This window comes from Pseudomonas sp. NPDC089530 (assembly GCF_050280705.1).
In the GTDB taxonomy this organism is placed as follows: domain Bacteria; phylum Pseudomonadota; class Gammaproteobacteria; order Pseudomonadales; family Pseudomonadaceae; genus Aquipseudomonas.
In genome coordinates this window covers 107872-132960 of sequence record NZ_JBNNVU010000007.1, presented here as the reverse complement: position 1 = coordinate 132960, position 25089 = coordinate 107872, and the positions used below count along the sequence as shown (strand labels likewise).

Annotated in this window: 18 protein-coding genes; 6 read left to right on the top strand and 12 right to left on the bottom strand. The window is 64.3% G+C overall.

All coding sequences use genetic code 11. The features are described 5' to 3' along the window. Nucleotides 1-59: 59 nt before the first annotated feature. From ACQKQA_RS04800 to ACQKQA_RS04790, 3 genes are all read right to left on the bottom strand, one after another. Nucleotides 60-1079 carry a DUF2515 family protein gene (locus ACQKQA_RS04800; RefSeq protein ID WP_427554058.1) on the bottom strand — a complete coding sequence of 340 codons (1020 nt, stop codon included), beginning with the start codon at nt 1077-1079 and terminating at the stop codon, nt 60-62. Then, a complete protein-coding gene (locus ACQKQA_RS04795) occupies nt 1076-3280 on the bottom strand; it encodes a type VI secretion system tip protein VgrG (RefSeq protein WP_427554056.1) in 2205 nt (734 codons plus the stop codon). Before ACQKQA_RS04795 ends, ACQKQA_RS04800 begins: the two co-directional genes overlap by 4 nt. A gap of 274 nt (nt 3281-3554) precedes the next feature. Further along, on the bottom strand, nt 3555-4583 hold the full coding sequence (locus ACQKQA_RS04790) for an NAD-dependent epimerase (RefSeq protein ID WP_427554054.1): 1029 nt from the start codon (nt 4581-4583) through the stop codon (nt 3555-3557). A gap of 800 nt (nt 4584-5383) precedes the next feature. On the opposite strand from ACQKQA_RS04790, the gene ACQKQA_RS04785 reads away from it, so the two are divergent. Continuing rightward, complete coding sequence (locus ACQKQA_RS04785; RefSeq protein ID WP_427554052.1) at nt 5384-6685, top strand: OprD family porin; 1302 nt, start codon at nt 5384-5386, stop codon at nt 6683-6685. A gap of 206 nt (nt 6686-6891) precedes the next feature. Here ACQKQA_RS04785 and ACQKQA_RS04780 read toward each other — a convergent pair whose 3' ends face one another. From ACQKQA_RS04780 to ACQKQA_RS04740, 9 genes are all read right to left on the bottom strand, one after another. Continuing rightward, a complete protein-coding gene (locus ACQKQA_RS04780) occupies nt 6892-7509 on the bottom strand; it encodes a hypothetical protein (RefSeq protein WP_427554050.1) in 618 nt (205 codons plus the stop codon). A 56-nt stretch (nt 7510-7565) separates the two neighbouring features. Then, complete coding sequence (locus ACQKQA_RS04775; RefSeq protein WP_427554107.1) at nt 7566-8504, bottom strand: carbohydrate kinase family protein; 939 nt, start codon at nt 8502-8504, stop codon at nt 7566-7568. Nucleotides 8505-8506: 2 nt separating this feature from the next. Beyond that, complete coding sequence (xylB, locus tag ACQKQA_RS04770) at nt 8507-10027, bottom strand: xylulokinase (protein WP_427554048.1); 1521 nt, start codon at nt 10025-10027, stop codon at nt 8507-8509. Between the two features lie 225 nt (nt 10028-10252). Then, nucleotides 10253-11734 (bottom strand): mannitol dehydrogenase family protein, encoded by a 1482-nt coding sequence (locus ACQKQA_RS04765; RefSeq protein WP_427554046.1) that lies wholly within the window; start codon nt 11732-11734, stop codon nt 10253-10255. A gap of 17 nt (nt 11735-11751) precedes the next feature. Beyond that, complete coding sequence (locus ACQKQA_RS04760) at nt 11752-12855, bottom strand: ABC transporter ATP-binding protein (protein WP_427554044.1); 1104 nt, start codon at nt 12853-12855, stop codon at nt 11752-11754. A gap of 143 nt (nt 12856-12998) precedes the next feature. Beyond that, nucleotides 12999-13829, bottom strand: a complete 831-nt coding sequence (locus ACQKQA_RS04755; RefSeq protein WP_427554043.1) for a carbohydrate ABC transporter permease — start codon at nt 13827-13829, stop codon at nt 12999-13001. Nucleotides 13830-13839: 10 nt separating this feature from the next. Next, nucleotides 13840-14766, bottom strand: coding sequence for a carbohydrate ABC transporter permease (locus tag ACQKQA_RS04750; RefSeq protein WP_427554041.1), 927 nt, complete (start codon nt 14764-14766; stop codon nt 13840-13842). Nucleotides 14767-14894: 128 nt separating this feature from the next. Continuing rightward, nucleotides 14895-16166 (bottom strand): ABC transporter substrate-binding protein, encoded by a 1272-nt coding sequence (locus ACQKQA_RS04745; RefSeq protein ID WP_427554106.1) that lies wholly within the window; start codon nt 16164-16166, stop codon nt 14895-14897. A gap of 358 nt (nt 16167-16524) precedes the next feature. Beyond that, nucleotides 16525-18732: a TonB-dependent receptor gene (locus ACQKQA_RS04740; protein ID WP_427554039.1), complete on the bottom strand. Its 2208-nt coding sequence runs from the start codon at nt 18730-18732 to the stop codon at nt 16525-16527. Between the two features lie 240 nt (nt 18733-18972). Between ACQKQA_RS04740 and ACQKQA_RS04735 the strand changes: the two genes are divergently transcribed. The 5 genes from ACQKQA_RS04735 to ACQKQA_RS04715 all read left to right on the top strand — a co-directional run bounded on the left by ACQKQA_RS04735 (nt 18973) and on the right by ACQKQA_RS04715 (nt 25079). Continuing rightward, nucleotides 18973-19989, top strand: coding sequence for an AraC family transcriptional regulator (locus ACQKQA_RS04735; protein WP_427554037.1), 1017 nt, complete (start codon nt 18973-18975; stop codon nt 19987-19989). A 308-nt stretch (nt 19990-20297) separates the two neighbouring features. Beyond that, complete coding sequence (locus ACQKQA_RS04730; RefSeq protein WP_427554035.1) at nt 20298-21962, top strand: AMP-binding protein; 1665 nt, start codon at nt 20298-20300, stop codon at nt 21960-21962. A gap of 18 nt (nt 21963-21980) precedes the next feature. Next, nucleotides 21981-22742 carry an SDR family NAD(P)-dependent oxidoreductase gene (locus ACQKQA_RS04725; RefSeq protein WP_427554105.1) on the top strand — a complete coding sequence of 254 codons (762 nt, stop codon included), beginning with the start codon at nt 21981-21983 and terminating at the stop codon, nt 22740-22742. Nucleotides 22743-22748: 6 nt separating this feature from the next. Beyond that, nucleotides 22749-23942 (top strand): acetyl-CoA C-acyltransferase, encoded by a 1194-nt coding sequence (locus tag ACQKQA_RS04720; RefSeq protein ID WP_427554033.1) that lies wholly within the window; start codon nt 22749-22751, stop codon nt 23940-23942. A 9-nt stretch (nt 23943-23951) separates the two neighbouring features. Next, nucleotides 23952-25079: an acyl-CoA dehydrogenase gene (locus ACQKQA_RS04715; protein ID WP_427554031.1), complete on the top strand. Its 1128-nt coding sequence runs from the start codon at nt 23952-23954 to the stop codon at nt 25077-25079. Nucleotides 25080-25089 lie beyond the last annotated feature (10 nt).

Genomic DNA, 25089 nt, shown 5'->3' with positions numbered 1-25089 from the left:
TTCACTAGGGGAATCGTCACAACCGACGAGAAAGATAAAGCACAGTAACCAGAGTCTTCTCATTCTCTATTCTTCCAACTGGCAATCGCAGCGATTTGACCTTCCATGTAGCTTTTTTTCTTCAACATGAGCTTGTGGTATTTGTCTGCGATTTTCACGATGAAGTCCATTCGCTGTTGAGCGTTATACAGGTCGCCATCGTGCATTTGTTCTCTTAGTTCAGGATCGTCAAGATCGCATTGAGTAGAGAATGCCGCTGAACGCAGAGGCACCAGTGGAGCACCTTCTGCCAGTTTTTGAGCGTCGAGCGTTCTTTGGAAGGACCAGTCGTTGTAAATCAGTTTTTGCAATATGTTGAGTTGCTCGTGATTGGCAATTGCAATCAATGATTTATATTGTTTTTCAGCTCTTTCCGTACCGGTCAGAGCCTCCGTTTCCTTGACCAGTTTAAAGGCCGAGGTGATCTCGGGCGTCAGCTTGAGATTATTAATGGCTGGCAGTGACTCTCCTGACCAGGGAAGTTTCTTTACAGCCTCCGCTATCGGCTTTTCGAACGTGTCGCTGTTTCGTGCCCCCGAGCATGAAAAGAAACTGTCTGGAAACTTACTGTAAAACCAGTGCCAGCAGAATATGTCTTGGAACAGCCAGAAGTTGCCTTTTCCAAGGCCATTCTTGCCTACCTGATTTGGTACTTTCGCGGGAGCAAGCAAAGGGTTATTCGTTGCTGCATTTACGAGCTTCGTGAAGTCCAGACCGCACATCACCTGCTTGCTCGCAAAAGCGGCCAGCCCCATCCAGTAGAAGCGGCCCTTGAACGCTGCCTGGCCTCCGTCTTCCCGTTCCAGATAGAAGGACGCGTATACGCCGGCAATACGAGCGGCCCTGATACTGAAATCGCCGACCAGCATCCATTTCTTGCTGCCGAACAGGTAATACTCGTTACGCTGAGTGCTTAGTCGCCTGATCGCTTGCGCTTGGGCCAGAGACCACAACTGGGCACAGTTGATCTTGATCTCATGGGGCGCGGCGTTCTTGGCCTTACTGATCTCAGGCGTGGCAATTGGAGGTGTACTGCTCATTGCTTCCGACTCCGTTCGTAATCGTCTGCTCCATCCGGGACATCAAAGTCATCCCATAGAAGATGAACCTTGGCTGTTTGTACGGTATCCGCCTCGACTTGTGGGGAGTGACCATCAGCGTTGCTCTTGAAGATCAATGGAGCAGTGAGGCTCGGCAGGATAAAGGCTGCCTTGATACCTTCGACTGGCGTGCCGGAGCCGGTAACGAACTTGCACCGCTCGTAAAAGCGGCTGACTTCTTTGCTCTTCAACACGCCGCCCGCCCTGTCCTGATCGGCAATCAGCGGCATGCCGGGCATCAGGATATTCAGTCCCGAGCCTGCCCCTGGCCCACCTCCCGAGTTGATCTTCACCTCCGCGCCGCTGATGGTCACGCCGCCGTCGAGCTTGACGAAGCTGCCGCCGGCCTTGGCGGTCAGTTCGGCGCCGGCTTCCAGCACGGCCTTGCTCCCGGCCTTGTAGTGGATCTCCTGGCCGGCCTCGACGAACTGCGCGGTGCCGATCTTGGCGTGCTGGGTCACGGCCACGGTCAGGTGGTCGTTGGCGCGGATTTCGCTTTTGCGGTCCAGATGGGTGATGCGGTGTTCTTCGGCCTTGAGTTCGGTCAGGGTGTTGGCTTCCACCGTGTCGTGGCGTTCGTTGCCGACGCGGATGCGCTGGTCGTGCTCGACGTTTTCGTCCCAGTCGCGCTGGGCGTGCAGGTAGATCTGCTCGGCGCCTTTCTTGTCTTCGATGCGCAGTTCGTTGTAGCCCTTGCCGCCGGGGCTGCTCAGGGTCTTGAAGGTGCTGCGGGTCTTGTTCGCCGGCAGGTCGTAGGGGACCACGTTTTCCTTGTGGTACAGGCAGCCGGTGACCAGGGGCTGGTCGGGGTCGCCTTCGAGGAAGGTCACCAGCACTTCCATGCCGATCCGCGGGATGGCGATGCCGCCGTAGGCCTTGCCGGCCCAGCCGCTGGCCACGCGCACCCAGCAACTGGTGTTGTCGTCGGCCTGGCCGTCGCGGTCCCAATGGAACTGCACCTTGATCCGCCCGTACCGGTCGCAATGGATTTCTTCGCCCTTGGGCCCGGTGACCACCGCGGTCTGGCTGCCCAGGGACTTGGGCTTGGGGTGCTCCAGGGGCGGCCGGTAGTGGGCGTCCCAGGGCGTGGCGAGGAAGCGGTTGCGGTAGCCCTGGTGGAAGTCGTCCTTATTACTGGTGACGTCGCTGGTGATGTTCTCGCCCAGCACCTGCGGTTGCTTGCCTTCGTGGATCACTTCCAGCAGCAGCCACAGGTCGTTCCATTCGCTGCGCGGGTGGGCGGCCAGGGTCAGGAAATGGCCGCTGACCAGGCTCGGTTCGTCGCCTTTGCCTTCGGCCAGTTGGTAATCGCTGCGGTGGCGTTCCAGGGCGCGGCTGGCCAGTTGTTTGCCCCGGGCTTTCTGGGTGAACAGGCCAGGGTAGTCGTAGTCTTCCAGGTCCGGCATGAACTCGGACTTGGCGGTGCCTTCGGGCAGCAGCCGCGGTTTCTCGAAGTCGTAGTCACGGCGGCCGACGCGGCTGGTGCGGGTCTCCAGGCGCAGGTTGAAGCGCTTGATCACCGGTTGCTCGGCGGCCATGCCGGAGTCCTGCTGGTAGTTCACCGCCGCCAATTTGCGGAACACCGTCTGGTCGTCGCCGAACACCAGCTTGTGGCCGCTGGCCGAGTGCTGGAAGTGGAAATGGATGCCTTCTTCTTCGCACAGGCGCTGGATGAAGTGCAGGTCGGACTCGTCGTACTGGGTGCAATAGACCCGCTCCGGATACTCGGCGCCGAGCTGGAAGCTGTAGGCGTCGGCCAGGATGCCGCGGGCCTCGAGGACCTGGGCGATGACCTTCGGCACGCTCAAGTGCTGGTAGATCTTCTGGTTGAAGCTGTGGCGCAGGTAGTTGAGCTGCGGGGTCAGGCTGATGCTGTAGCGGGTCAGCTTGCGCCCGGAGTCGCCCTGGGCGATGCGGTACACCAGGCCGTGGATCAGGCCTTTGCCGGTTGCCCCAAAGGACAGGCAAGCCGGTTTGTGCAGCAGCTCTTCGAGCTTGAGGTCGGGGCGGGCGCTGACCAGTTCGATGTCGAAGCAGAAGGGTTGGTTGAGGGCTTCGCGGCCGACGAAACTCAGGACCTGAAGGTCGACCGAGGCGCCTTCGATCGTCAGGGAAATATGGGTAGCGTTAGCATCCAGCATGCCGTGAAATCCATCCATTGAATAAGCAGGGGGCGGATGGTGCAGGAATAAGCCGGTCGATTCAAGCCGAGGCGGCCGTGGTATTCCGCCTGCTGAAACATTCAGAAAACTCTGTAATAAGCGGCATTTACGCCTGACAGCCGATCCAGGTAAGGCCCTACAGGAATTAGCGGAGTTGGCTGTAGGGGAGGCGCCGATGGCTGCTCAGGGATTCCCGCACAAGCGCTCCGCCGAATCCCCTCGTGCCGCTAAACAGTCGCCGACCTTGGGCGGCTCAGGCCCGTGGCGGCAAGGGCGGCCGGTAGTAGCTCTGGAACCAGTCGACGAAGCGTCCCAGGCCTTCGGCCAGGGGGACCTGCGGGCCGAAGCCGGTGACGTTCTCCAGGGCGCCGACATCGGCGCAGCTGTTCAGCACATCGCCGGGTTGCAACGGCAGGTACTCGACCTCGGCCTTGCGCCCGAGCAACTGTTCTAGGGTGGCGACGTAGTCCTTGAGCTCCACCGGACGCTGCCCGCCGATATTGAACAGGCGCCAGGGCGCCATGCTGCTGGCCGGGTCGGGCTGCTCGCGATTCCACAGCGGATCGCGCCGCGGCGGCTTGGCCAACAGACGCACCAGGGCTTCGACTATGTCGTCGATGTAGGTGAAGTCGCGCTGGTGCATGCCGTAGTTGAACAGCTTCAGCGGACGGCCTTCGCTGATGGCCTTGGCGAACAGGATCGGCGACATGTCCGGGCGACCCCAGGGGCCGTACACGGTAAAGAAGCGCAGGCCGGTGGCCGGCATGTCGTACAGGTGGCTGTAGCTGTGGGCCATCAGTTCATTGGCCTTCTTGCTCGCGGCGTACAGCGACAGCGGGTGGTTGACGTTGTCGCCGACCTTGCAGGGCGTCTGATGGTTGGCGCCGTACACCGAGCTGGACGAGGCGTAGATCAGGTGCTCGACCGGGTAGCGCCGGCACATCTCCAGCAGGTTGAGAAAACCGCCGAGGTTGTTGTCCAGGTAGGCCTTGGGGTTTTCCAGGGAATAACGCCCCCCGGCCTGGGCTGCGAGATTGATCACCACCTGCGGGTGGGTCTGGGCGAACAGCCGGGCGAGGGCTTCGGTATCGCTCAGGTCGAGGCGGTACAGGGGGAAAGGTCCCACCTGCTGTTCTATCCAGCGCACCCGGTCGTGCTTGAGTTGCGGATCGTAATAGTCGTTGAAGTTATCCAGCCCGGTGACCTGATGCCCATCCTTGAGCAAACGCAGTACGGTATGGGCGCCGATGAATCCGGCGGCCCCGGTGATCAGGATATTCATGGGTAGAGCGCCCCCGGCATGTGATAGGGCAAGCCGCTGCTCAACCCAGGCGGGTGAAGGGGGGCGATGTCGACACAGGCCACAGGGTGGCCGACGTCGGCCAGGGCGGCTGCCTGTACCAGGCCTGGATGACCGGTACCAAAAACGCTGACATCCAAGGTTGTCACCTCGTCCGTGATGGGGGGTGGTGAGCGAGCTTTCCGCTCACTTTTTGAAGAACTGAATAGGTGCAAGGCCTTTTCGCGTTCTTTTTTTGACACTACCATATTTGGTAGTCGGTTAATTGGCGTTTTGCCGTGCTGTATAAATGACGATGCTGTTCAGAGCAAAGCTGGTCAAGGTTTAAATGCCATTTAAATCAATCAGATAAATTTAAATTTCGTCTTTGAAAGGTGTTCTGCCAATTCCTTGTTACAAACCCCAGGCAGCTAAAATTTACCGACGAACGGTAGGGTTGCCAAAGAAAGAAATGCTGCTTTTTCCAACGAGAAGCACGGGGTTGGATCCACAGGACGTCTAGAGCGCCGGCCAATCGCTGCCCGGTCAACAGCGCGCCGCCGATGGGGAAAGTGTCGGAAATGATTGCTTCCCGGCAGGGCGCAAGGACAGCCAGAGGAGGGCGCGGCAGGGCAAAGGCTGTAGCGGCTTCAGACTAAAGTCGGGTGTGTGCGGTTAAGGCTATCTGCCATCATTGCGGGTCAACATTGATCTTATCAATTCACCTGGCCAGAAATGATTCGCCAGATGGATTGCTATTGCTTTCTTTCACCCGCGTTACCGATGCACTGCTGGAGCTTTTCATGCGTCCCCCTTTCCCTTTGCTGCACTCCTACCGTCCCCTGGGCCTCGGTGCCCTTTGCCTGTGCGCGGGTTTTACCGCCCAGGTCCAGGCTGCGGGCTTTTTCGAAGACAGCAGCGCCAAGCTGGAGTCGCGCACCATCTACTTCAACCGTGACTTCCGCGACGGTCACACCAGCAACGATCAAGGCGCCTCCAAGCGCGAAGAGGCGGCGCAGGGCTTCATTCTCAACCTGCAATCGGGCTACACCGAAGGCACCGTCGGTTTTGGCATCGATGCGCTGGGCATGCTCGGCCTCAAGCTCGATTCCAGCCCCGACCGCAGCAACAGCGGCCTGCTGCCGTCCAGCGGCCAGGACCCGCGGGGCTCCAAGGACCAGTACGCCAAGCTGGGCCTGACCGCCAAGGTGCGGGTCTCCCAGAGCGTGCTCAAGTACGGCGCGCTGCTGCCGGACCTGCCGCTGCTCAAGTACAACGACGGGCGCCTGCTGCCGACCATGTTCAACGGTGCCATGCTCACCTCCAAGGAGATCAAGGACCTGACGTTCATGGCCGCGCGCCTGGACCAATACACCGCCCGGGACTCCACGGACGCCCAGGACATCCGCGTGCATTGCAAGAACAAGCGTTATGCCTGCAACGTCACCGCCGACCATTTCGACATGTACGGCATCGACTACAAGTTCAACGACCGCCTGACCGGCCAGTACCACTACGCCGAGCTCGAAGACATCTACCGTCAGCATTTCGTGGGCCTGCTGGGCAACCAGCCGCTGGGCAACGGTGTGCTGAAGGCCGACCTGCGCCTGCTCAAGAGTGCCGACAGCGGCGCCGAGCGCGCGGGCTCCATCGATAACCGCGCCCTGAGCGGCATGCTCGGTTACGCCATCGACGGTCATACCTTCAGCGCCGGCTGGCAGCGCATGAACGGCGACAACTCGATGCCGTACCTCGATGGCACCAACCCGTACCTGGTCAACTATGCGCAGGTCAACGATTTCGCCGCCGCCCAGGAGCGTTCCTGGCAGCTGCGTTACGACTACGACTTCAAGGCCATCGGCCTCAACGGCCTGAGCTTCCTGACCCGTTACATCAGCGGCGACCATATCAAGGTCCCGGGCAGCGACCAGGAAGGCCGCGAATGGGAACGCGACAGCGAACTCAAGTACGTGGTGCAGAGCGGCACCTTCAAGGACGTCAGCCTGCGCCTGCGTAACGCCACCTACCGCAGCAACTACGAGAAATTCGCCCGGGACATGGACGAAACGCGGCTGATCGTCAGCTACAACTTCTCGGTGTTCTGACGGCCAGAACCTGAATCCGCGATCTGCCTGGAATGACGCGTCAGCAGGTTTTGCGAAGGCTGCGCCGCCGATCGCAGCCTTCGGCAGCGGCTACAGGGATCGCGGTCTCTGTGTAGCCGCTGCCGAGCTTGCGAGGCTGCGATCGATTGCGCAGCAATCGCAAAGCCTGCATCCGCGATCCGTCTGGAACGACGCTTGTCAGGCCGTTACAACCAATCCCAGAACCGGCTCCAGAACCCTCGGTTCAGTTCTTCCTTGCAGCCGGCGTATTGCCGGCCGTAGAGGTTGGAGCGGCTTTGCACTTTCCCCGCCACGGTCTGCAGCCACGGCTTGGCCGCGTAGGTCTGGCGGCGGTAGCCGCCCCAGCCTTCGTGGTAGTTCAGGTACTGGCGATAGGCGTCCTGCTTGGTCACGCCGTTGACCCGCCAGGTCTGGTCCATGTACCAGCCGATAAAATCCGTGGCGTCGGCGAAGTCGGTGCGGCTGGCCCAGTAGTTGTCACCCTTGCTCTGGTAGTCGCCCCAGACCTCGTCCTTGGCCTGCGGATAGCCCGCCGCCGTGCTCACTCGGCCCCAGGGAATGACCCACAGCAGGTATTTGCGCGGCGGCAAGGCGTCCTGCTTGAAGCTCGATTCCTGGTAGATGATCGACAGCGGCACCTGGATCGGCACGCCCCATTTCTCTTCGGTGGCCTTGGCGGCTTTGTACCAGTCGCTCTTCTCGCGAAAGATCTCGCAGATGTCGTTGGGATTGGCGGGCGGCGAGGTCGCGCAGCCGGTGAGGAGGAAGGGGAGCAACACAGCGATGTAGGCGGAACGGATCAAAAGGCAGGCTCTGTTCGGGTCGATGCGGGGCGCAGGCACTGCGCCCCCGCGATCAATCAATTCAATTGGTGACGATAGGGCAGGTCCGGTCCGGTCTTGCTGCAGGTCAGCGCCGCGGCGCGGATGGCGAACCTGAGCATCTGGTCGATCTGTTCCCGGTTCAACCGCGCAACAGCCTCCAGCGAATCCAGCTGCCGTTCGGTCAACCAGGCGATCAAGGCGGCCTGGAAGGTGTCGCCGGCCCCCACGGTGTCGGCCATCTTAATCGGCATGGCCGGCGCCGACCAGTGGCCATGTGCCTTGCTGAACACCTCCGCGCCCTCTGCGCCGCGGGTCAGGAACACCAGCTGGCAATGATGCTGCAACCACCCCTCGATCACGTGCCGCGGGTCCTGGTCGGGGTAGAGCAGGTGCAGGTCCTCGTCGCTGACCTTGATCAGGTCGGCCAGCCTGACCAGGGTGTCGATGCGTCGGCGCCACAGCTCGATGTCCGGCGCCGGGTTGAGGCGCACATTGGGGTCGAGGCTGATCAGGCGCTTGCCCCGTTCGCGGCGCGCCAGGGCCAGCAGGGTGTCGCCGACCGGCTGCACCACCAGGGAAAACGAACCGAGGTGCAGGCCGCGCACCCGGCTGTCCAGTTCAGGCAGGTCGGCCAACTGCAACTGGCGGTCGGCGCAGCCTTCGCCGCGAAAGCTGTAGTGCGGCACGCCGTTGGCGCCGAGCGCGACCATCGCCAGGGTGGTCGGGGCCTGGACGTCCAGCAGGTAGTGCTGGCGCACGCCTTCGTCGCGCAGCACCTGCAGCAGGCGCCGGCCGAGGTAGTCGGTGGACAGCCCGGCGAACAGCGCCGCATCGACGCCCAGGCGGCGCAGGCCCACCGCGACATTGAACGGCGAGCCGCCGGCAAGCGCCTGGAAGTCCACCCGCGATGCCCGCCCGCCGGCATCGTCTTCGCTGAAAAAATCGAACAGTGCTTCACCGCAGACCAGATACATAGTCACTCGCTCTTCAAAAGGGTTGCCACGTGCTGTTGGTAACGTTCGTAGGCCTGCTGGTAGGCCGCCACATTGGCCGCGACCGGCCAGGTTTCGCTGCTTGCATCGAGCTTCACGCAGCGTTGGCACAGTTGCGCCAGGCTTTGCGCGGGGTCGCTGTCCCGGTTGCTGTCCTGGTAGCGACACCAGGCCGCCTGGATGGCCGCGCCCAGGGCCGCCGCTTCGCTCTGCTCGGTGCAGACCACTGGGGTGTGCATGATATCGGCGACCATCTGCCGCCACAGCGGGCTTTTCGAGCCGCCGCCGATCAGGCGGATGCTTTGGCTCTGCAGGCCGTTGCGGCGCAGCAGGTCGAGGCCATGGCGCAGGCCGAAGGTGGTGCCTTCGACCGCCGCCCGGCACAGGTTGGCCGGGGTCAGGTTGTCCGGGGTCAGCCCCAGCAGGCTGCCGCTGGCGTGGGGCAGGGCGGGGACCCGCTCGCCGTTGAGGAACGGCAGCATGCACACACCCTCGGCCCCGATGGGCGCCTGGGCCACCTGTCGGTTGAAGCCGTCGAGGTCCAGCGCGAACAGCTCGCGCACCGCGCCGGTAGCGTTGGTCAGGTTCATGGTGCAGATCAGCGGCAGCCAGCCGCCGCTGGAGGAACAGAAGGTCGCCACCCCAGGGTCCGCGCTGACCCGGGGCCGATCGGCATAGGCGTACAGGGTGCCGGAGGAACCCAGGCTCATGGTGAGGGTGCCGGGCTGGATGGTGCCGGTGCCGATAGCGCCCAGCATGTTGTCGCCACCGCCGCTGGACACCAGCGCCCGCGGGTTGAGGCCCAGGTGCCGGGCGATCTCCGGCAGCAGTGTGCCTACGGGCTGGTGTGCTTCGATCAGCTCGGGCAAGGCCGCTTCCAGGCGGCCGTCGGGGTCGATATGCCGGAGCAGCGCCAGGTCCCACTGGCGGCTGCGCACATTGAAATAGCCGGTGCCCGAGGCGTCGCCGTACTCGCTGCAGGCGCGGCCGGTCAGCCAATGGTTCAGATAGTCGTGGGGCAGCAGGATCCGCGCGATGCGCTGGAACACCAGGGGATGCTGCTCCCGGGTCCACAGCAGTTTCGAGACCGTGTAGCCGGGGGCAAGCGCCAGGCCCAGGCGTTCCAGGGAACCCTGTTCGCCACCCAGGTAATCCAGCAGGCGCTGGTTCTGTTCGCTGGATTCGGTGTCGCACCAGAGCTTGGCCGGGCGCAGCACCTGGCCTTGCGGGTCGAGCAGGACCAGGCCGTGCTGCTGGCCGGACACACCGAGGCCGAGGATGTCCTGGCCGCTGACCCTCGCTGCCAGCAAGGCCTGGCGGGTGGCGAGGGCGAGGGCTGCGCGCCATTGGCCGACGTCCTGTTCGCGGCGGCCGTTGGCGCCGCTGATCAGGTTGTGGGGCGCGGCGCCGAGTCCCAGCACCTCACCGCTGGCGGCGTCGAGCACGATGGCCTTGGTGCCCTGGGTGCCGCAGTCGATGCCGAGGAATAGTTGTTGCGTCGTCATGGATGGACCTGCACGGATTTCAAATCAAACCACTGTAGTCGGTGGTGCGTCAGCGACAACGCGGTGCCCGGTTTTACGACGGTTGCGGCTACAGGGATCGCGGTGGCTGTGTAGCCGCTGCCGAGCCTGCGAGGCTGCGATCGGTTTGGGCGGCATTCCGACGTAGCAAGCGCAAAGCCTGAATCCGCGATCTGCCTGGAGTAACGCCAAGGCTACAGGCAACCATCAGCTTTCCTGCGCCAACACCCGCTCCAGGGTCCGGGTCACGCCGTCGTCCCGCAGGCTGGCGTAGCAACGTTCGAAGGCTTCGGCAAATTCGCTCGATTGAGCGATGGCGGGACCGAAGATAACCTCGGCCGCCAGCAGGCGCTGGGGCAGCAGTTGTTCTTCGCGCACCAGCTCGCGGCAGAACTCGGCCCGTGGGTCGGGGATCGAGTAGATCTCGCCGTTCTCGTCCACGCCCTTGAGGTACAGGGCCCAGGCCGCGACCACCAGGGCCGCGCGTTCGGTGTCGCGGCCCGCAGCGAGCAGGCCGTTGATGGTCGGCACGGTGAACTTGGGCAGCTTCGACGAGCCGTCGGAGCAGACCCGCTCCAGCTGGTCGGCAATTGCCTGGTTGGAGAAACGCGCCACCAGGGTGTCCTTGTAGCGGTCCAGGTCGATGCCCGGCACCGGCGCCAGTTGCGGGGTCACGTCGAGGTCCATGTAGGCGCGGATATAAGCCACGAACAACGGGTCGTTCATGGTCTCGTGGACAAAGCGGTAGCCCTTGAGGAAGCCCAGGTAAGTCAGGGCCAGGTGGCTGCCGTTGAGCAGCTTGATCTTCATTTCCTCATAGGGCGTGACGTCGTCGGTGAACTGCACGCCGACCTTTTCCCAGGCCGGCCGGCCGCTGACGAACTTGTCCTCCAGCACCCACTGCACGAACGGCTCGCAGACCACCGGCCAGGCATCGTCGATGCCATGCTGGTCGTGCAACTGCAGGCGGTGGGCGGTGCTGGTCATGGGGGTGATGCGGTCGACCATGGCGTTGGGGAAGCTGACGTTGGCGGCGATCCAGTCGTGCAGGCCGGCATCGCGCAGGGCGGCGAACGCCAGCAGCGCCTTGCGGGTCACCGCGCCGTTGTGCGGCAGGTTATCGCAGGACATCAGGGTAAAGGCCGCAATGCCGGCCGCCCGGCGCCGGGCCAGGGCCGCGCAGAGAAAGCCGAACAGGGTCTTCGGCTGCCGCGGGTGTGACAGGTCGTGCTGGATCTGCGGCAGATGGGCCATGAATTCACCGCTGCTGTCGTCGATGCAGTAGCCACCCTCGGTGATGGTCAGCGAGACGATGCGGATCCGCGGGTCGGCCAGCTTGTCGATCAGCGCCTGGGCGCCGTCCTCGGCCAGCAGCATCTCGCTGATGGCGCCGATCACTCGCACTTCGCTGGCGTCGCTGTCGCCCAGCTCGAACAGGGTGAACAGGTAGTCCTGGCCGGCCAGGTCGTCGCGGGCGCGGCGGTCTTCGGCGCGCAGGCCGACCCCGCAGATGCTCCAGTCCAGGCCCTCGCCGCTGTTCATCAGGGCATCGGTGTAATAGGCCTGATGGGCGCGGTGGAAACCGCCCACGCCGATATGCACCATGCCTTGCCGGGTCTCGGCGGGAGCGTAGGCCGGCACCCGCACTTCGGGGGCCAGGTGGTGGAGGTTATGTCGGTTCAGCTTCATGGTTTGGTACTCGTCGGTCAGGCGGCGGCGCGCAAGGTTCTGGCCACGGCCACGCCGTCGGCATCGAACAGATGGCAGTGTTCGGGGTCCAGCTTCAGCTCCAGTTGCTGGCCGCAGGCGCTGGCCAGGTCGCCGCGGATCCGCAAGGTCAGGGCTTCGCCGGAGGCGGTGCGCACATGGCAGAAGGTGTCGCTGCCCAGGCGTTCGCTGACATCGGCGGTGACCCGCAGGGTGCAGTCGCCGGGGCGGGCCAGCTCCAGGTGCTCGGGACGGATGCCCAGGGTCACCGGGCTGCCGACGCTGAGTTGGGCACCGCTCTGCAGCAGGCGGATGCGGGTGCCGGCCTCCAGCTCGACCTCGCAGCCCTGGACATCGACCCGGCTCAGTTTGCCCTTGAGAAAACCCATCTTCGGCGTGCCGAGAAAACCGGCGACGAACAGGTTGGCCGGGCGGTGGTACAGCTCCAGCGGCGAGCCCACCTGTTCCACGCGACCGCCATTGAGCACCACCACCTTGTCCGCCAGGGTCATGGCTTCGACCTGGTCGTGGGTCACATAGATCATGGTTGCCTGCAGCTCTTTATGCAGGCGCGCCAGCTCCAGGCGCATCTGTACCCGCAATGCGGCGTCGAGGTTGGACAGCGGTTCGTCGAACAGGAAGATCTTCGGGTTGCGCACGATGGCCCGGCCGATGGCCACGCGCTGACGCTGGCCGCCGGACAGCTGCTTGGGCTTGCGCTCCAGCATCGGCCCCAGCTCGAGGATGCGCGCCGCTTCGGCGACTTTCTTCTCGACTTCGGTTTTCGCCACGCCGGCCAGGTCCAGGGCGAAGGACATGTTCTTGCGCACGCTCATGTGCGGGTACAGGGCGTAGGTCTGGAACACCATGGCCAGGTCGCGCTTGGCCGGGCTGACTTCGGTGATGTCGCGGCCGTCCAGCTCGATGGTCCCGCCGCTGACGTCCTCGAGGCCGGCGATCAGCCGCAGCAGGGTGGACTTGCCGCAGCCCGACGGGCCGACGAAGACCACGAACTCGCGGTCGTTCACCTCCAGGTCGATGCCCTTGATGATGGAAAAGCCTTCGAAGCCTTTTTGCAGATTCTTGATTTTCAGGTGGGCCATGGAATCTCTCCGGATTTCAATAATTCGGTGTAGCCGCTGCCGCAGGCTGCGATAAGGCCCGCAGGGCCTTCGAGGTCCTCAAGAGCGCGTCTCCTTCGGAGCCGATCGCAGCCTTCGGCAGCGGCTACAGGTGTGTGCTTGGGTTATTTCACTGCGCCGAAGGACAGGCCGCGCACCAGTTGCTTCTGGCTGATCCAGCCGAAGATCAGGATCGGCGCGCAGGCCAGGGTCGAGACGGCCGAGAGCTTGGCCCAGAACAGGCCCTCGGGGCTGGAATAGGAGGCGATCAGCGCGGTCAGCGGCGCGGCGTTGGACGAGGTCAGGTTCAAGGACCAGAAGGCCTCGTTCCAGCACAGGATCAGCGACAGCAGTACGGTGGAGGCCAGGCCGCCCTTGGCGATGGGCAGCAGCACCCGGAGCATTTCCTGGCTGAGCGTGGCACCGTCCAGACGCGCGGCTTCGAGGATGTCCCGGGGGATGTCCTTGAAGTAGGTGTAAACCATCCAGACCACGATCGGCAGGTTGATCAGGGTGTAGATCGCGATCAGCGCCAGGCGCGTGTCCAAGAGGCCGAAGTTTTTCGCCAGCAGGTAGATCGGCATCAGCACGCCCACCGGCGGCAGCATCTTGGTCGACAGCATCCACAGCAGGGTGCGCTGGGTATTGCGGGTTTCAAAGAAGGCCATGGAGTAGGCCGCCGGCACCGCGATCAGCAGGCACAGGGCGGTGGCGCTGAAGGAAATCGCCACCGAGTTCCAAGCGAACGCCAGGTAGTTGCTGCGCTCGTTGATATGCAGGTAGTTCTCCAGGGTGGGGGTGAAGATGAACTGCGGCGGCGTGGCGAACGCCTCGATTTCGCTCTTGAAGCTGGTCAGCAGCATCCAGAAGATCGGGAAGAAGATCAGGATCGCGATAATCCAGGCCAGGGTGCCGAGCAGCAGGCTGTGCAGGCGGCGGGAGTGTTGCAGGGTCATGGCGCGCACCTCAGGGCTTGTCAGTCAGGTTTTTGCCGAGCATCCGCACCAGGACGATCGCGGCAATATTGGCGATGACCACGGCAATCAGGCCGCCGGCCGAGGCCATGCCGACGTCGAACTGCACCAGCGCCTGGTTGTAGATCAGGTAGGCGAGGTTGGTCGAGGCGTAGCCCGGGCCACCGTTGGTGGTGGTGAAGATTTCCGCGAACACCGAGAGCAGGAAGATGGTCTCGATCATCACCACCACGGCGATCGGCCGCGCCAGGTGCGGCAGGGTCAGGTGCCAGAAGATCGCCAGGGCGCCGGCGCCGTCCAGGCGTGCAGCCTCTTTCTGTTCCTGGTCCAGGGACTGCATGGCGGTCATCAGGATCAGGATGGCGAACGGCAGCCACTGCCAGGAGACGATGACGATGATCGACAGCAGCGGGTAATGGGCCAGCCAGTCCACCGGCTGGGCGCCGAACAGTTTCCACACCGCGGCGAGGATCCCCGACACCGGGTGGAAGATCAGGTTCTTCCAGATCAGCGCGCCCACCGTGGGCATGATGAAAAACGGCGAGATCAGCAGCACCCGGACGAGGCCGCGGCCGAAGAACTCGCTGGCTTCCAGCAGGGCGCTGATCAGCACCCCGAACACCACACTGATCGCCAGCACGCTGCCCACCAGCAGCAGGGTGTTGGTGGCCCCGGGCAAAAAGCCCGAGTCGCTGAGGAAGTAGCTGAAGTTCTCCAGCCCGACGAACTCGTTCTCCCCGGGGTACAGCAGGTTGTAGCGGATCAGCGAGAAGTACAGGGTCATGCCCAGCGGCACGATCATCCATAGCAGCAACAGCGCCACCGAGGGGCTGACCAGGAACCAGCCGGGGTTGAGCAGGCGGCGCTTGCGGACGGCCTGGGGCATTTCCAGATGAGCGTTGGCAGTCGAGGTATTCATGGCAGTCACAACCGTTCAGGTGTGTTTTCTGTAGGAGCGGAGCTTGCCCGTGATGGCCGCACCGCGGTCTGTCCGATAACCGCGTTATCGTTCATCGCGGGCAAGCCTCGCTCCCACAGAGGACGGGATTATTTCGGGTAGCCGGCGCGTTTCATTTCGCGTTCGGTGGTCTGCTGGGCCGCGGCCAGGGCCTGGTCGACCGAGGTCTGGCCGATCAGCGCGGCGGAGAACAGCTTGCCGACCTGGGTGCCGATGGCCTGGAACTCGGGAATGGTCACCAACTGGATACCGATATAGGGCACCGGCTTGAGGGTCGGCTGGCCCGGGTTGGCGGCCTTCAGCGACTCCAGGGTCACCCGGGCGAACGGCGCGGCCTGCAGATAGGCTTCGCTGTAGGTCGAGGCGCGGGTACCCGGCGGCACATTGGCGATGCCGTCTTTTTCCGCGACCAGTGCCCCGTATTCCCTGGAGGTGGCCCAGGTGGCGAAGGTCCGCGCCGCGTCCTTGGCCTTGGAGCTGGTGGGGATCGCCAGCGCCCAGGCGTACATCCAGGCGCTACCCTTGTCGGTGACCTGCCGCGGCGCGTAGGTGAAGCCGACATGGTCGCTGACCTTGCTCTGGGTCTTGTCGGTGACGAAGGAGCCGGCGACGCTGGCATCGACCCAGATCGCGCACTTGCCGCTGTTGAACAGCGCCAGGTTCTCGTTGAAACCGTTGCTGGAGGCGCCGGGCGGGCCGGCCTTTTTCATGCTGTCGACGTAGAAGCTCAGGGCGTTCTTCCATTCCGGCCCGTTGAATTCGGGCTGCCACTGTTCATCGAACCAGCGCGCGCCGAAACCGTTGGCCAGGGTGGTGATCAGGGCCATGTTCTCGCCCCAGCCGGCCTTGCCCCGCAGGCAGAGGCCGTACTGTTCCTGCCCGGGCTGGTTCAGCTTGCCGGCGAACTCAGCGATCTGCTCCCAGGTCGGGTGCTCGGGCATGTTCAGGCCGGCGGCCAGGAACAGGTCGGTGCGGTAATAGGTCATGGAGCTTTCGGCGTAGAACGGCAGGGCGTACAGCGTGCCCTTGGCCGACAGGCCTTCGCGTACTGCGGGGAAGATATCTTGCAGGTCGTAGGCGGCGGGCAGGTCGCTCATCGGCTCCAGCCAGCCCTTGGCGCCCCACAGCGCGGCTTCGTACATGCCGATGGTCAGCACGTCGAACTGCCCGCCCTGGGTGGCGATGTCGGTGGTCAGGCGCTGGCGCAGCACGTTTTCTTCGAGCACCACCCAGTTCAGCCGGATGTCCGGGTGCTCGTTCTCGAAGGCTTTCGAGAGCTTCTGCATGCGGATCATGTCGCTGTTGTTGACGGTGGCGATGGTCAGGGTCTGGGCGCCGAGGCTGACGCCGCTCAGGGTCATGCCGGCGGTGACGAGCAGGGCTGTGAGGCTGGGTTTCATCGTGCACTCCTGTTCCGCGCCCGAAGGGCGGCGGAAGGACAGTTATTGTTGTTGTGTCTTCCGGATGCCGGGAAGCATGTGGGGCTGATTACAAGCCCTCGACGACCACGCTGACAAATCATCCCTGACACTTGAATCGGTACTTTTTTGCACTGGTGGTAAATCCATTCAGCAGCGCAAGCCGCCACGGACAGGGGATTCGCCCGCTCGGGGTGGGTAAGGCGCGGGAGATTGCGTATCGGTTTTCGGCCAGGACGGCCGAAGCGGGGAGGCGGTGGCGAAGCCCCGGTCGACCGGAGCTTCACGCTGGAGCGAAGGGTCAGAACGAATAGGTGGCCGAGAGGATCGCCGCGCGTGCATCGCCGTATTCGATGGCCGAGGAACGGGCGTCGCTGCCGGCCTGCTGGCGTACCCGTTCCACATAGTCCTTGTCGAACAGGTTGTTGACGTTCAGCTGCAGGTCGAGGTTGCGGTTGACCTTGTAGCCGAGCATGGCGTTGTGCAGCCAGTAGGCGTCCAGCTTGGCCTGGGTGCTGGAGCTGACGTTGCGCTCGCTGACATAGCGGGTGCCGTAGCCCAGGGTCCAGCCGGCCGGCAGTTCATAGGTGGTCCACAGGTTGAGCGAGCGCGGCGGGGTGTTGCCCAGGGCCTGGCCCTTGCGGGCGATGCCGGAAGCGGTATCCGCCGCCTTGAGGATTTCGCTGTCGAGGAAGGTGTAGTTGGCGAACACATCCCAGTGTTCGGTCACGTGGCCGGTGAGGCCCAGCTCCACCCCCTGCACCCGCTGCTTGCCGGCCAGTTGGGTCGAGCCGTCGGCCATGGTTTCCCGGGCGTTGCTCTTCTCCACGCGGAACAGCGCGGCATCCAGCTCCAGGCGCTTGTCCAGCAGCTCCCACTTGGTGCCCAGTTCCCAGGTCTCGTTCTTTTCCGGTGCCAGGTCTTCGGTGCTTGCGCTGAGGCCGCCGCCGGTGGAGGCGAGGTTCTCCGCGGAAGGGTTGAAGGAGTTGCCCCAGGCGGCATAGAGGCGACCGTTTTCGGTGGGTTTGAACACCAGCCCGGTGCGGGCGCTGACCTTGGCGTCGTCGGCGGCGCGTTTCGCGGTTTTCACATGGGCGCCGGAGTAGCTGTCGGCCTTGCCGCGGACTTTGTCGTAGCGCAGGCCCAGGTTGAGGTCCCATTGCTCGTGCAGGGCGATGTTATCGAACAGGTACAGCGCCTGGTCCGTCAGCCGGGTTTCGGTGTAGCCGCTGGTGGCCTTCTTCACCGGGCCGTTCCAGCGGCCGGGCGGGCTGCCCAGGGCGTAGCCGTCGCGCGGGTACAGCGCCGTGCCCAGGCCGTGGTTGTAGGTCTTCAGGTCCAGGGTTTCATGGGACAGCTCCAGGCCCGTGGTGAAGTCGTGGCGCATGCCGGCGAACTCGAAGTCGCCGATCAGGTTGCTCTGGTTGATCCACATCTCGGTGGTGGCGTCGCGGCCGTAGGCCTGGGGCCCGGCCGGGCGGTAGCGGCCCGCCGGCACGCCGCTGGTGTTGGCGTGGGACGCGGAGACGATGGTGTCGCGGGCGGTGCGGCTGTAGCGGGTGAGGTTCTGCAGGCGCAGGCTGTCGCTGAAGTCATGTTCGAAATCGGCGGTGAAGGCGTTCTGCTCGATCTCTTCCTTGTCGAGGTTGTTCCAGCCGAAGTAGGCATCGCGCTTGACCCCGGCCAGCTTCTTGCCGTCCCGGGCCGGTACGCCGTAGTCGGGGAGGTTGTCGTCGCTCTGGTGGAAGGCGCTGAGGGTCAGCCGGGTGGCGTCGCTGAAACCCAGGCGCAGCGACGGCGCGATGCCCCAGCGCTGGCGGTCGATCCGTTCGCGGCCGGGCACGTCGTTCTGATGGGCCATCAGGTTGAGCCGCACGGCGCTGTCGTGGCCGACGCCTTCCAGCGGCTGGTTGCTGTCCAGGGTCAGGCGGTAGTAGTCGTCCGTGCCCAGGCTGCCGCCCAGGCGGGTGAACGCCTGGTTCTTCGGCTGCTTGCTGACCACGTTGATGCTGCCGCCGGTGGTGCCGGCGCCGCCGAACACCGAGTTGGGGCCCTTGATGACCTCCACCTGTTCGACGTTGAAGGTGTCGGAGCGGTTGGTCTGCGCACTGTCGCGCAGGCCGTCGATCTGCATATTGCTGTTGGCCGAGAAGCCGCGGATGTTGATGCTGTCCCCCGAGCCGCCACCGCCTTCGCCGGCATTGAAGGTGATGCCGGACACGTTGGACAGCACCTGGCGCAGGCTCAGGGCCTGTTGTTCCTGGATCAGTTTGGGCGGCACCACGGTGATGGTCTGCGGGGTGTCCAGCAGCGGCGCGACGTATTTGGCCGAAGCCGAGCGTTCGGTCTGGTAGCCGGGTTGCTCGGCCTCGACCTTGATGTTGTCCAGTTGCAGGGATTTCTGCCGTTCGCCGGCTTCGGCCAACCCAGCGCCGGAGGCGAGGGCAAGGCCCAGGGTCGAGGCCAGCAGGCGCTGTTGCGGCAAGGCGGTGGGGGCTTTCGTTGGCATAGGAAAGGCTCTCTTTTTAGTGAGAGCGAATCCTATTTGAGATTGATTGCTAAAAAGAGCTGGCCACTATTTGATCGGATCTATCATGAGGAATTTAGGATATTTCTTTGCTTGGTATCGTAAAAGTTACCCCTGGATATCGGGCTTATGCCGCGAATTAGCCGAAAGCCCACTGGATTTTTACCGGTCACTGCCTAAGATGGCCGGCCTATCCCTTGATGCAGGAAGCAGTAACGCGCAATGGCGGAAAAAGACACGATCTCCATGCACCTGGTGCGCGAAGCGCTGCTGCAAAGCTGCGAGCCCGGTGCCGCTACCGAGGAAGTGCTGGCCAAGGTCGGCATCGACCCGGCCCAGTTGGAGGTCGGCGCGGCCCGGGTGCCGGCGGCGGCCTATGCGCGCCTGTGGCGGCTGTTGGCGCGGCGCACGGACGACGAGTTCTTCGGCATGGACCCGCGCAAGCTGAAATCCGGCAGCCTGGCGTTTCTCTGCCGCAGCGCCATGGCCCAGCCGAACCTGGCGGCGGGCCTGGCGTCCGGGCTGGCCTTTCTGTCGCTGATGCTCGAACACCTGCCGGCCCAACTGGTGCGCCAGCAGAGCCTGGCGGAGATTGTGTTGCTGGAGGACGAGCAGGAGCCGCGCCGGGCCTTCACCTATTTCACCTACTGGATGATCGTCCACGGCGTGGCCTGCTGGCTGGCCGGGCGGCGCATCCCGATCCTGGCCATCGAGCTGCGCTGCCCGGCGCCGGATTTCTGCGACGACTACCGGGTGATGTTCTCGCCGAACCTGCGCTTCGACCGGCCGCGCACGCGGATGATCGTCGCCGCCGACTGCCTGGACCTGCCGATCAAGCGCAGCCCTGACGAACTCAAGCGCTTCCTGGCCCAGGCGCCGGCCAATATCCTGGTCAAGTACCGCGATCCGGAGAGCCTGGCCAGTCGCATCCGTCACGATTTGCGGCAGTTGCCTGCGGTGCAGTGGCCGGAAACCGAAAGCCTGGCCCACAGCCTGTGCATGTCGGCCTCGACCCTGCGCCGGCGCCTGGCGGAAGAGGGGCAGACCTACCAGGGCCTCAAGGACGGGGTGCGCAAGGAACTGGCGATCGCCTGGCTGGCCGAGCCGCAGATCAGCTTCAGCGAAATCGCCAGCCGCCTGGGCTTCGCCGACGCCAGCTCGTTCTACAAGGCCTTCCGCAAATGGTCAGGCTCCAACCCCGGGCATTACCGCAGCCTGATCCTCAACGACCCGACCTGATACACCGTAGCCCTTGTAGCCGCTGCCGAGCTTGCGAGGCTGCGATCGGCAACGCAGTGGCCGCAAAACCTGAGCTCGCGGTGTGCCAGGTAGAGCGCGTTGTCTGGATTGCAATCGCTGCGCGATTGAGCGCAGCCTCGCTGGTGCTCGGCAGCGGCTACAAGGCTACAGGGCGCCATGGCTTTTTTGGCCAAACCAGTCACGCAACTTGAAAGCTTTGACCATTGTCCCGTCAGGGCCCTGGCGCCAGTATCTGCCTGTTGTTTCTGTGGTTCCCATCCTAATAAGAACAGTGAGGGATTCTGGCGATGCGCGATTACTTGTCTGCCACTGCACACTTCAATTATCAGCACAGCGTCGATGCGGCCCTGCAGGGTTCGCTGGCGGCGCTCAATGCCTGCGTCGAATGTTGTGACCGGCACGCCTTGCCGGGGCGCATCGCGCTGTTCTGGGAGGGCCGCGACGGCAGCAGCGCGACCTACACCTTCAGCGAGTTGCAAGACAAGGCCGCGCGTTTCGCCAACTTCCTGTTGGCCCAGGGTGTCCAGAAGGGTGACAAGGTCGCCGGCCTGTTGCCGCGTAACGTCGAACTCTTGATCGCGGTATTCGCCACCTGGCGCATCGGCGCGGTGTACCAGCCGCTGTTCACTGCCTTCGGGCCCAAGGCCCTCGAACACCGCCTGGGCAGCTCCGGGGCCAAGGTGGTGGTGACCGACGCGGTCAACCGGCCGAAACTGGCCGAGGTGGCCGACTGCCCGACCATCGTCACGGTCGCCGGGGCCAAGGGCCAGGGCATCGTCCGTGGCGACTTCAGCTTCTGGGCCGAGCTGGCCAACTACCCGGCGCAGTGCGAGCCGGTGCTGCTCACTGGCGAAGACCCGTTCCTGCTGATGTTCACCTCCGGCACCACCGGCCCGTCCAAGGCGCTGTACGTGCCGCTCAAGGCCATAGTCGCGTTCCAGAACTACACCCGCGACGCGGTGGACCTGCGCCCTGAGGACGCGTTCTGGAGCGTCGCCGACCCGGGCTGGGCCTACGGCATCTATTTCGGCGTCACCGGCCCGCTGGGCATGGGCCATCCGATCACCTTCTACGACGGTCCCTTCACCCTGGAAAGCACCTGCCGGGTGATCAACAAGTACGGCATCACCAACCTCACCGGATCGCCCACCGCCTACCGCCTGCTGATCGCCGGCGGCGACGAGTTCGCCCGTTCGATCAAGGGCAAGCTGCGCATCGTCAGCAGCGCCGGCGAGCCGCTGAACCCCGAGGTGATCCGCTGGTTCGCCGATCACCTGGGCGTGGTGATCCACGACCACTACGGCCAGACCGAGCTGGGCATGGTCCTGTGCAACCACCACGGCCTGGAGCACCCGGTGCATGTCGGCTCCGCCGGTTTCGCCTCGCCGGGCCACCGCATCGTGGTGCTCGACGACAACTACCAGGAGCTCTCGGTCGGCCAGCCGGGGATCCTCGCCATCGACCGCAGCCAGTCGCCGATGTGCTGGTTCAACGGCTACGACGGCGTGGTGACCAAGGCCTTCGTCGGCAACTATTACCTGAGCGGCGACACCGTGGAGCTGAACCCGGACGGCAGCATCAGCTTCGTCGGGCGCAGCGACGATGTGATCACCACCTCGGGCTACCGGGTCGGCCCGTTCGACGTGGAAAGCGCGCTGATCGAGCACCCGGCGGTGGTCGAGGCGGCGGTGATCGGCAAGCCCGATCCGGAGCGTACCGAGCTGGTCAAGGCCTTCGTCGTGCTCAGCCCGCAGTACCGCGCGGCGCCGGAGTTGGCCGAAGAGCTGCGCCAGCATGTGCGCAAGCGCCTGGCCGCGCACTCGTACCCCCGTGAAATCGAATTTGTCAGCGAATTGCCGAAAACCCCAAGCGGCAAATTGCAGCGCTTCATCCTGCGCAACCAGGAAATCGCCAAGGCTCAAGAGGCCGCGGCGCACAAGGCTTCGGCCTGACTCACCCAGGAACTCATGATGCAGATCGAAAACAAGGTTTTTCTCGTCAGCGGCGGCGCTTCCGGTCTCGGAGCGGCCACCGCGCACATGCTGGTCAAGGCCGGCGCCAACGTGATGCTGGTGGACCTCAATGCCGAGGCCGTGGCGGCCCAGGCGCGGCAGCTCGGTTGCCAGAGCACGGTCGCCGACATCTGTGACGAAGTGGCCGCGGCCGCGGCGGTGCAGGCGACGGTCAAGGCGTTCGGCGGCCTGCACGGGCTGGTCAACTGCGCCGGTATCGTGCGCGGCGAGAAGATCCTCGGCAAGCACGGCCCCCATGCCCTGGCCAGCTTCAGCCAGGTGATCAACGTCAACCTGATCGGCAGTTTCAACCTGCTGCGCCTGGCCGCCGCGGCCATCGCCGAAGGCGAACCGAACGCCGACGGCGAGCGCGGGGTGATCATCAATACCGCGTCGGCGGCAGCCTTCGACGGTCAGATCGGCCAGGCCGCCTATGCCGCGTCCAAGGGCGCCATCGCCAGCCTGACCTTGCCGGCCGCCCGCGAGCTGGCGCGCTTCGGCATCCGGGTGATGACCATCGCCCCGGGGATTTTCGAGACCCCGATGATGGCCGGTATGACCCCGGAAGTGCGCGACTCCCTGGCCGCCGGCGTGCCGTTCCCGCCGCGCCTGGGCAAGCCGGAGGAGTACGCCGCGCTGGTCGGGCATATCATTACCAACAGCATGCTCAACGGCGAGGTGATCCGTCTCGACGGCGCCTTGCGCATGGCCGCCAAATAAGGAGGATTGACCATGAACCACGATCCGATTGTTATCGTCAGCGCCGTCCGCACCCCGATGGGCGGCTTCCAGGGTGAATTGAAAAGCCTGACCGCACCGCAACTCGGCGCCGCCGCCATCAAGGCCGCGGTGGAACGCGCCGGGGTCGCCAGCGACGCCGTCGATGAAGTGCTGTTCGGTTGCGTGCTGCCCGCCGGCCTCGGCCAGGCCCCGGCGCGGCAGGCGGCGCTGGGCGCCGGCCTGGACAAGTCGACCCGCTGCACCACGGTGAACAAGATGTGCGGCTCGGGCATGGAAACCACCATCCTGGCCCACGACATGCTGCTGGCCGGCAGCGCCGAGGTGGTGATCGCCGGCGGCATGGAAAGCATGTCCAACGCGCCGTACCTGCTGGACCGCGCCCGCAGCGGCTACCGCATGGGCCATGGCCGGGTACTCGATCATATGTTCCTCGACGGCCTGGAAGACGCCTACGACAAGGGCCGCCTGATGGGCACCTTCGCCGAAGACTGCGCGCAGGACAACGGCTTCAGCCGCGAAGTCCAGGACGCCTTTGCCGTGGCCTCCCTGACCCGCGCCCAGCAGGCGATCAAGGACGGCAGCTTCAAGGCCGAGATCGTTCCGTTGCAGGTCACCGTCGGCAAGGAACAGAAAACCGTCAGCGACGACGAACAGCCGCCCAAGGCCAAGCTGGACAAGATCGCCACGCTGAAACCGGCATTCCGCGACGGCGGCACGGTCACCGCGGCCAACTCCAGCTCGATCTCCGACGGCGCCGCGGCCCTGGTGCTGATGCGTCGTTCCGAGGCCGAAAAGCGCGGTCTCAAACCCTTGGCGGTGATCCACGGCCATGCGGCGTTCGCCGATACCCCGGGCCTGTTCCCGGTGGCGCCGGTCGGCGCGATCAAGCAGCTGCTGAAGAAAACCGGCTGGTCCATCGACCAGGTCGAGCTGTTCGAAATCAACGAAGCCTTCGCCGTGGTCAGCCTGGTCACCATGCAGAAACTGGAAATCCCCCACGACAAGGTCAACGTGCATGGCGGCGCCTGCGCCCTGGGCCACCCGATCGGCGCGTCCGGCGCGCGGATCATCGTGACCCTGCTGTCGGCCCTGCGCCAGAAAGGCCTGAAGCGCGGCGTCGCAGCGATCTGCATCGGCGGCGGCGAAGCCACGGCCATGGCCGTCGAATGCCTGTATTGAGGACTGACCATGCTGCCCAATGACGAACAAACGCAAATCGCCGACGCCGCCCGGCAGTTCGCCCAGGAGCGGCTGAAACCCTTCGCCGCCGAATGGGACCGCGAGCATCGATTCCCCAAGGAGGCCATCGCCGAGATGGCCGGGCTGGGCTTCTTCGGCATGCTGGTGCCGGAGCAGTGGGGCGGTTGCGACACCGGTTACCTGGCCTACGCCATGGCCCTGGAAGAGATCGCCGCCGGCGACGGCGCCTGCTCGACCATCATGAGCGTGCACAACTCGGTGGGCTGCGTGCCGATCCTCAAGTTCGGCAGTGATGAGCAGAAGGAGCGTTTCCTCAAGCCCCTGGCCAGTGGCGCCATGCTCGGTGCCTTCGCCCTGACCGAACCCCAGGCCGGTTCCGACGCCAGCAGCCTGAAAACCCGGGCGCGGCTGGAAGGCGACCACTATGTGCTCAACGGCTGCAAACAGTTCATCACCTCCGGGCAGAACGCCGGGGTGGTGATCGTGTTCGCGGTGACCGACCCGGCGGCCGGCAAGCGTGGCATCAGCGCCTTTATCGTGCCCACCGATGCGCCGGGCTACAGCGTCGCGCGGGTGGAAGACAAGCTCGGCCAGCATGCCTCCGATACCTGCCAGATCCTCTTCGAGGATGTAAAAGTGCCGGTGGCCAACCGCCTGGGCGCGGAGGGCGAGGGCTACAAGATCGCCCTGGCCAACCTCGAAGGCGGCCGCGTGGGCATCGCCTCGCAATCGGTGGGCATGGCCCGCGCCGCGTTCGAGGCGGCCCGGGACTACGCCCGGGAACGGCAGAGCTTCGGCAAGCCGCTGATCGAGCATCAGGCCGTGGCCTTCCGCCTGGCGGACATGGCCACCCAGATCGCCGTGGCGCGGCAGATGGTGCACTATGCCGCGGCCCTGCGCGACAGCGGCAAGCCGGCGCTGGTGGAGGCCTCGATGGCCAAGCTGTTCGCCTCGGAGATGGCCGAGAAGGTCTGTTCCGCCGCCTTGCAAACCCTGGGCGGTTACGGTTATCTCAACGACTTCCCCCTGGAGCGCATCTACCGCGACGTGCGGGTCTGCCAGATCTACGAAGGCACCAGCGACATTCAGCGCATGGTCATTTCGCGCAATCTTTAACAAGGAATCC

Excerpts from the sequence above, each read along its gene's own strand:
- ACQKQA_RS04800 (WP_427554058.1), bottom strand. The coding sequence starts at position 1,079 with ATGAGCAGTACACCTCCAATTGCCACGCCTGAGATCAGTAAGGCCAAG.
- ACQKQA_RS04795 (WP_427554056.1), bottom strand. The coding sequence starts at position 3,280 with ATGCTGGATGCTAACGCTACCCATATTTCCCTGACGATCGAAGGCGCC.
- ACQKQA_RS04790 (WP_427554054.1), bottom strand. The coding sequence starts at position 4,583 with ATGAATATCCTGATCACCGGGGCCGCCGGATTCATCGGCGCCCATACC.
- ACQKQA_RS04785 (WP_427554052.1), top strand. The coding sequence starts at position 5,384 with ATGCGTCCCCCTTTCCCTTTGCTGCACTCCTACCGTCCCCTGGGCCTC.
- ACQKQA_RS04775 (WP_427554107.1), bottom strand. The coding sequence starts at position 8,504 with ATGTATCTGGTCTGCGGTGAAGCACTGTTCGATTTTTTCAGCGAAGAC.
- xylB (WP_427554048.1), bottom strand. The coding sequence starts at position 10,027 with ATGACGACGCAACAACTATTCCTCGGCATCGACTGCGGCACCCAGGGC.
- ACQKQA_RS04765 (WP_427554046.1), bottom strand. The coding sequence starts at position 11,734 with ATGAAGCTGAACCGACATAACCTCCACCACCTGGCCCCCGAAGTGCGG.
- ACQKQA_RS04760 (WP_427554044.1), bottom strand. The coding sequence starts at position 12,855 with ATGGCCCACCTGAAAATCAAGAATCTGCAAAAAGGCTTCGAAGGCTTT.
- ACQKQA_RS04755 (WP_427554043.1), bottom strand. The coding sequence starts at position 13,829 with ATGACCCTGCAACACTCCCGCCGCCTGCACAGCCTGCTGCTCGGCACC.
- ACQKQA_RS04750 (WP_427554041.1), bottom strand. The coding sequence starts at position 14,766 with ATGAATACCTCGACTGCCAACGCTCATCTGGAAATGCCCCAGGCCGTC.
- ACQKQA_RS04745 (WP_427554106.1), bottom strand. The coding sequence starts at position 16,166 with ATGACCCTGAGCGGCGTCAGCCTCGGCGCCCAGACCCTGACCATCGCC.
- ACQKQA_RS04740 (WP_427554039.1), bottom strand. The coding sequence starts at position 18,732 with ATGCCAACGAAAGCCCCCACCGCCTTGCCGCAACAGCGCCTGCTGGCC.
- ACQKQA_RS04735 (WP_427554037.1), top strand. The coding sequence starts at position 18,973 with ATGGCGGAAAAAGACACGATCTCCATGCACCTGGTGCGCGAAGCGCTG.
- ACQKQA_RS04730 (WP_427554035.1), top strand. The coding sequence starts at position 20,298 with ATGCGCGATTACTTGTCTGCCACTGCACACTTCAATTATCAGCACAGC.
- ACQKQA_RS04725 (WP_427554105.1), top strand. The coding sequence starts at position 21,981 with ATGCAGATCGAAAACAAGGTTTTTCTCGTCAGCGGCGGCGCTTCCGGT.
- ACQKQA_RS04715 (WP_427554031.1), top strand. The coding sequence starts at position 23,952 with ATGCTGCCCAATGACGAACAAACGCAAATCGCCGACGCCGCCCGGCAG.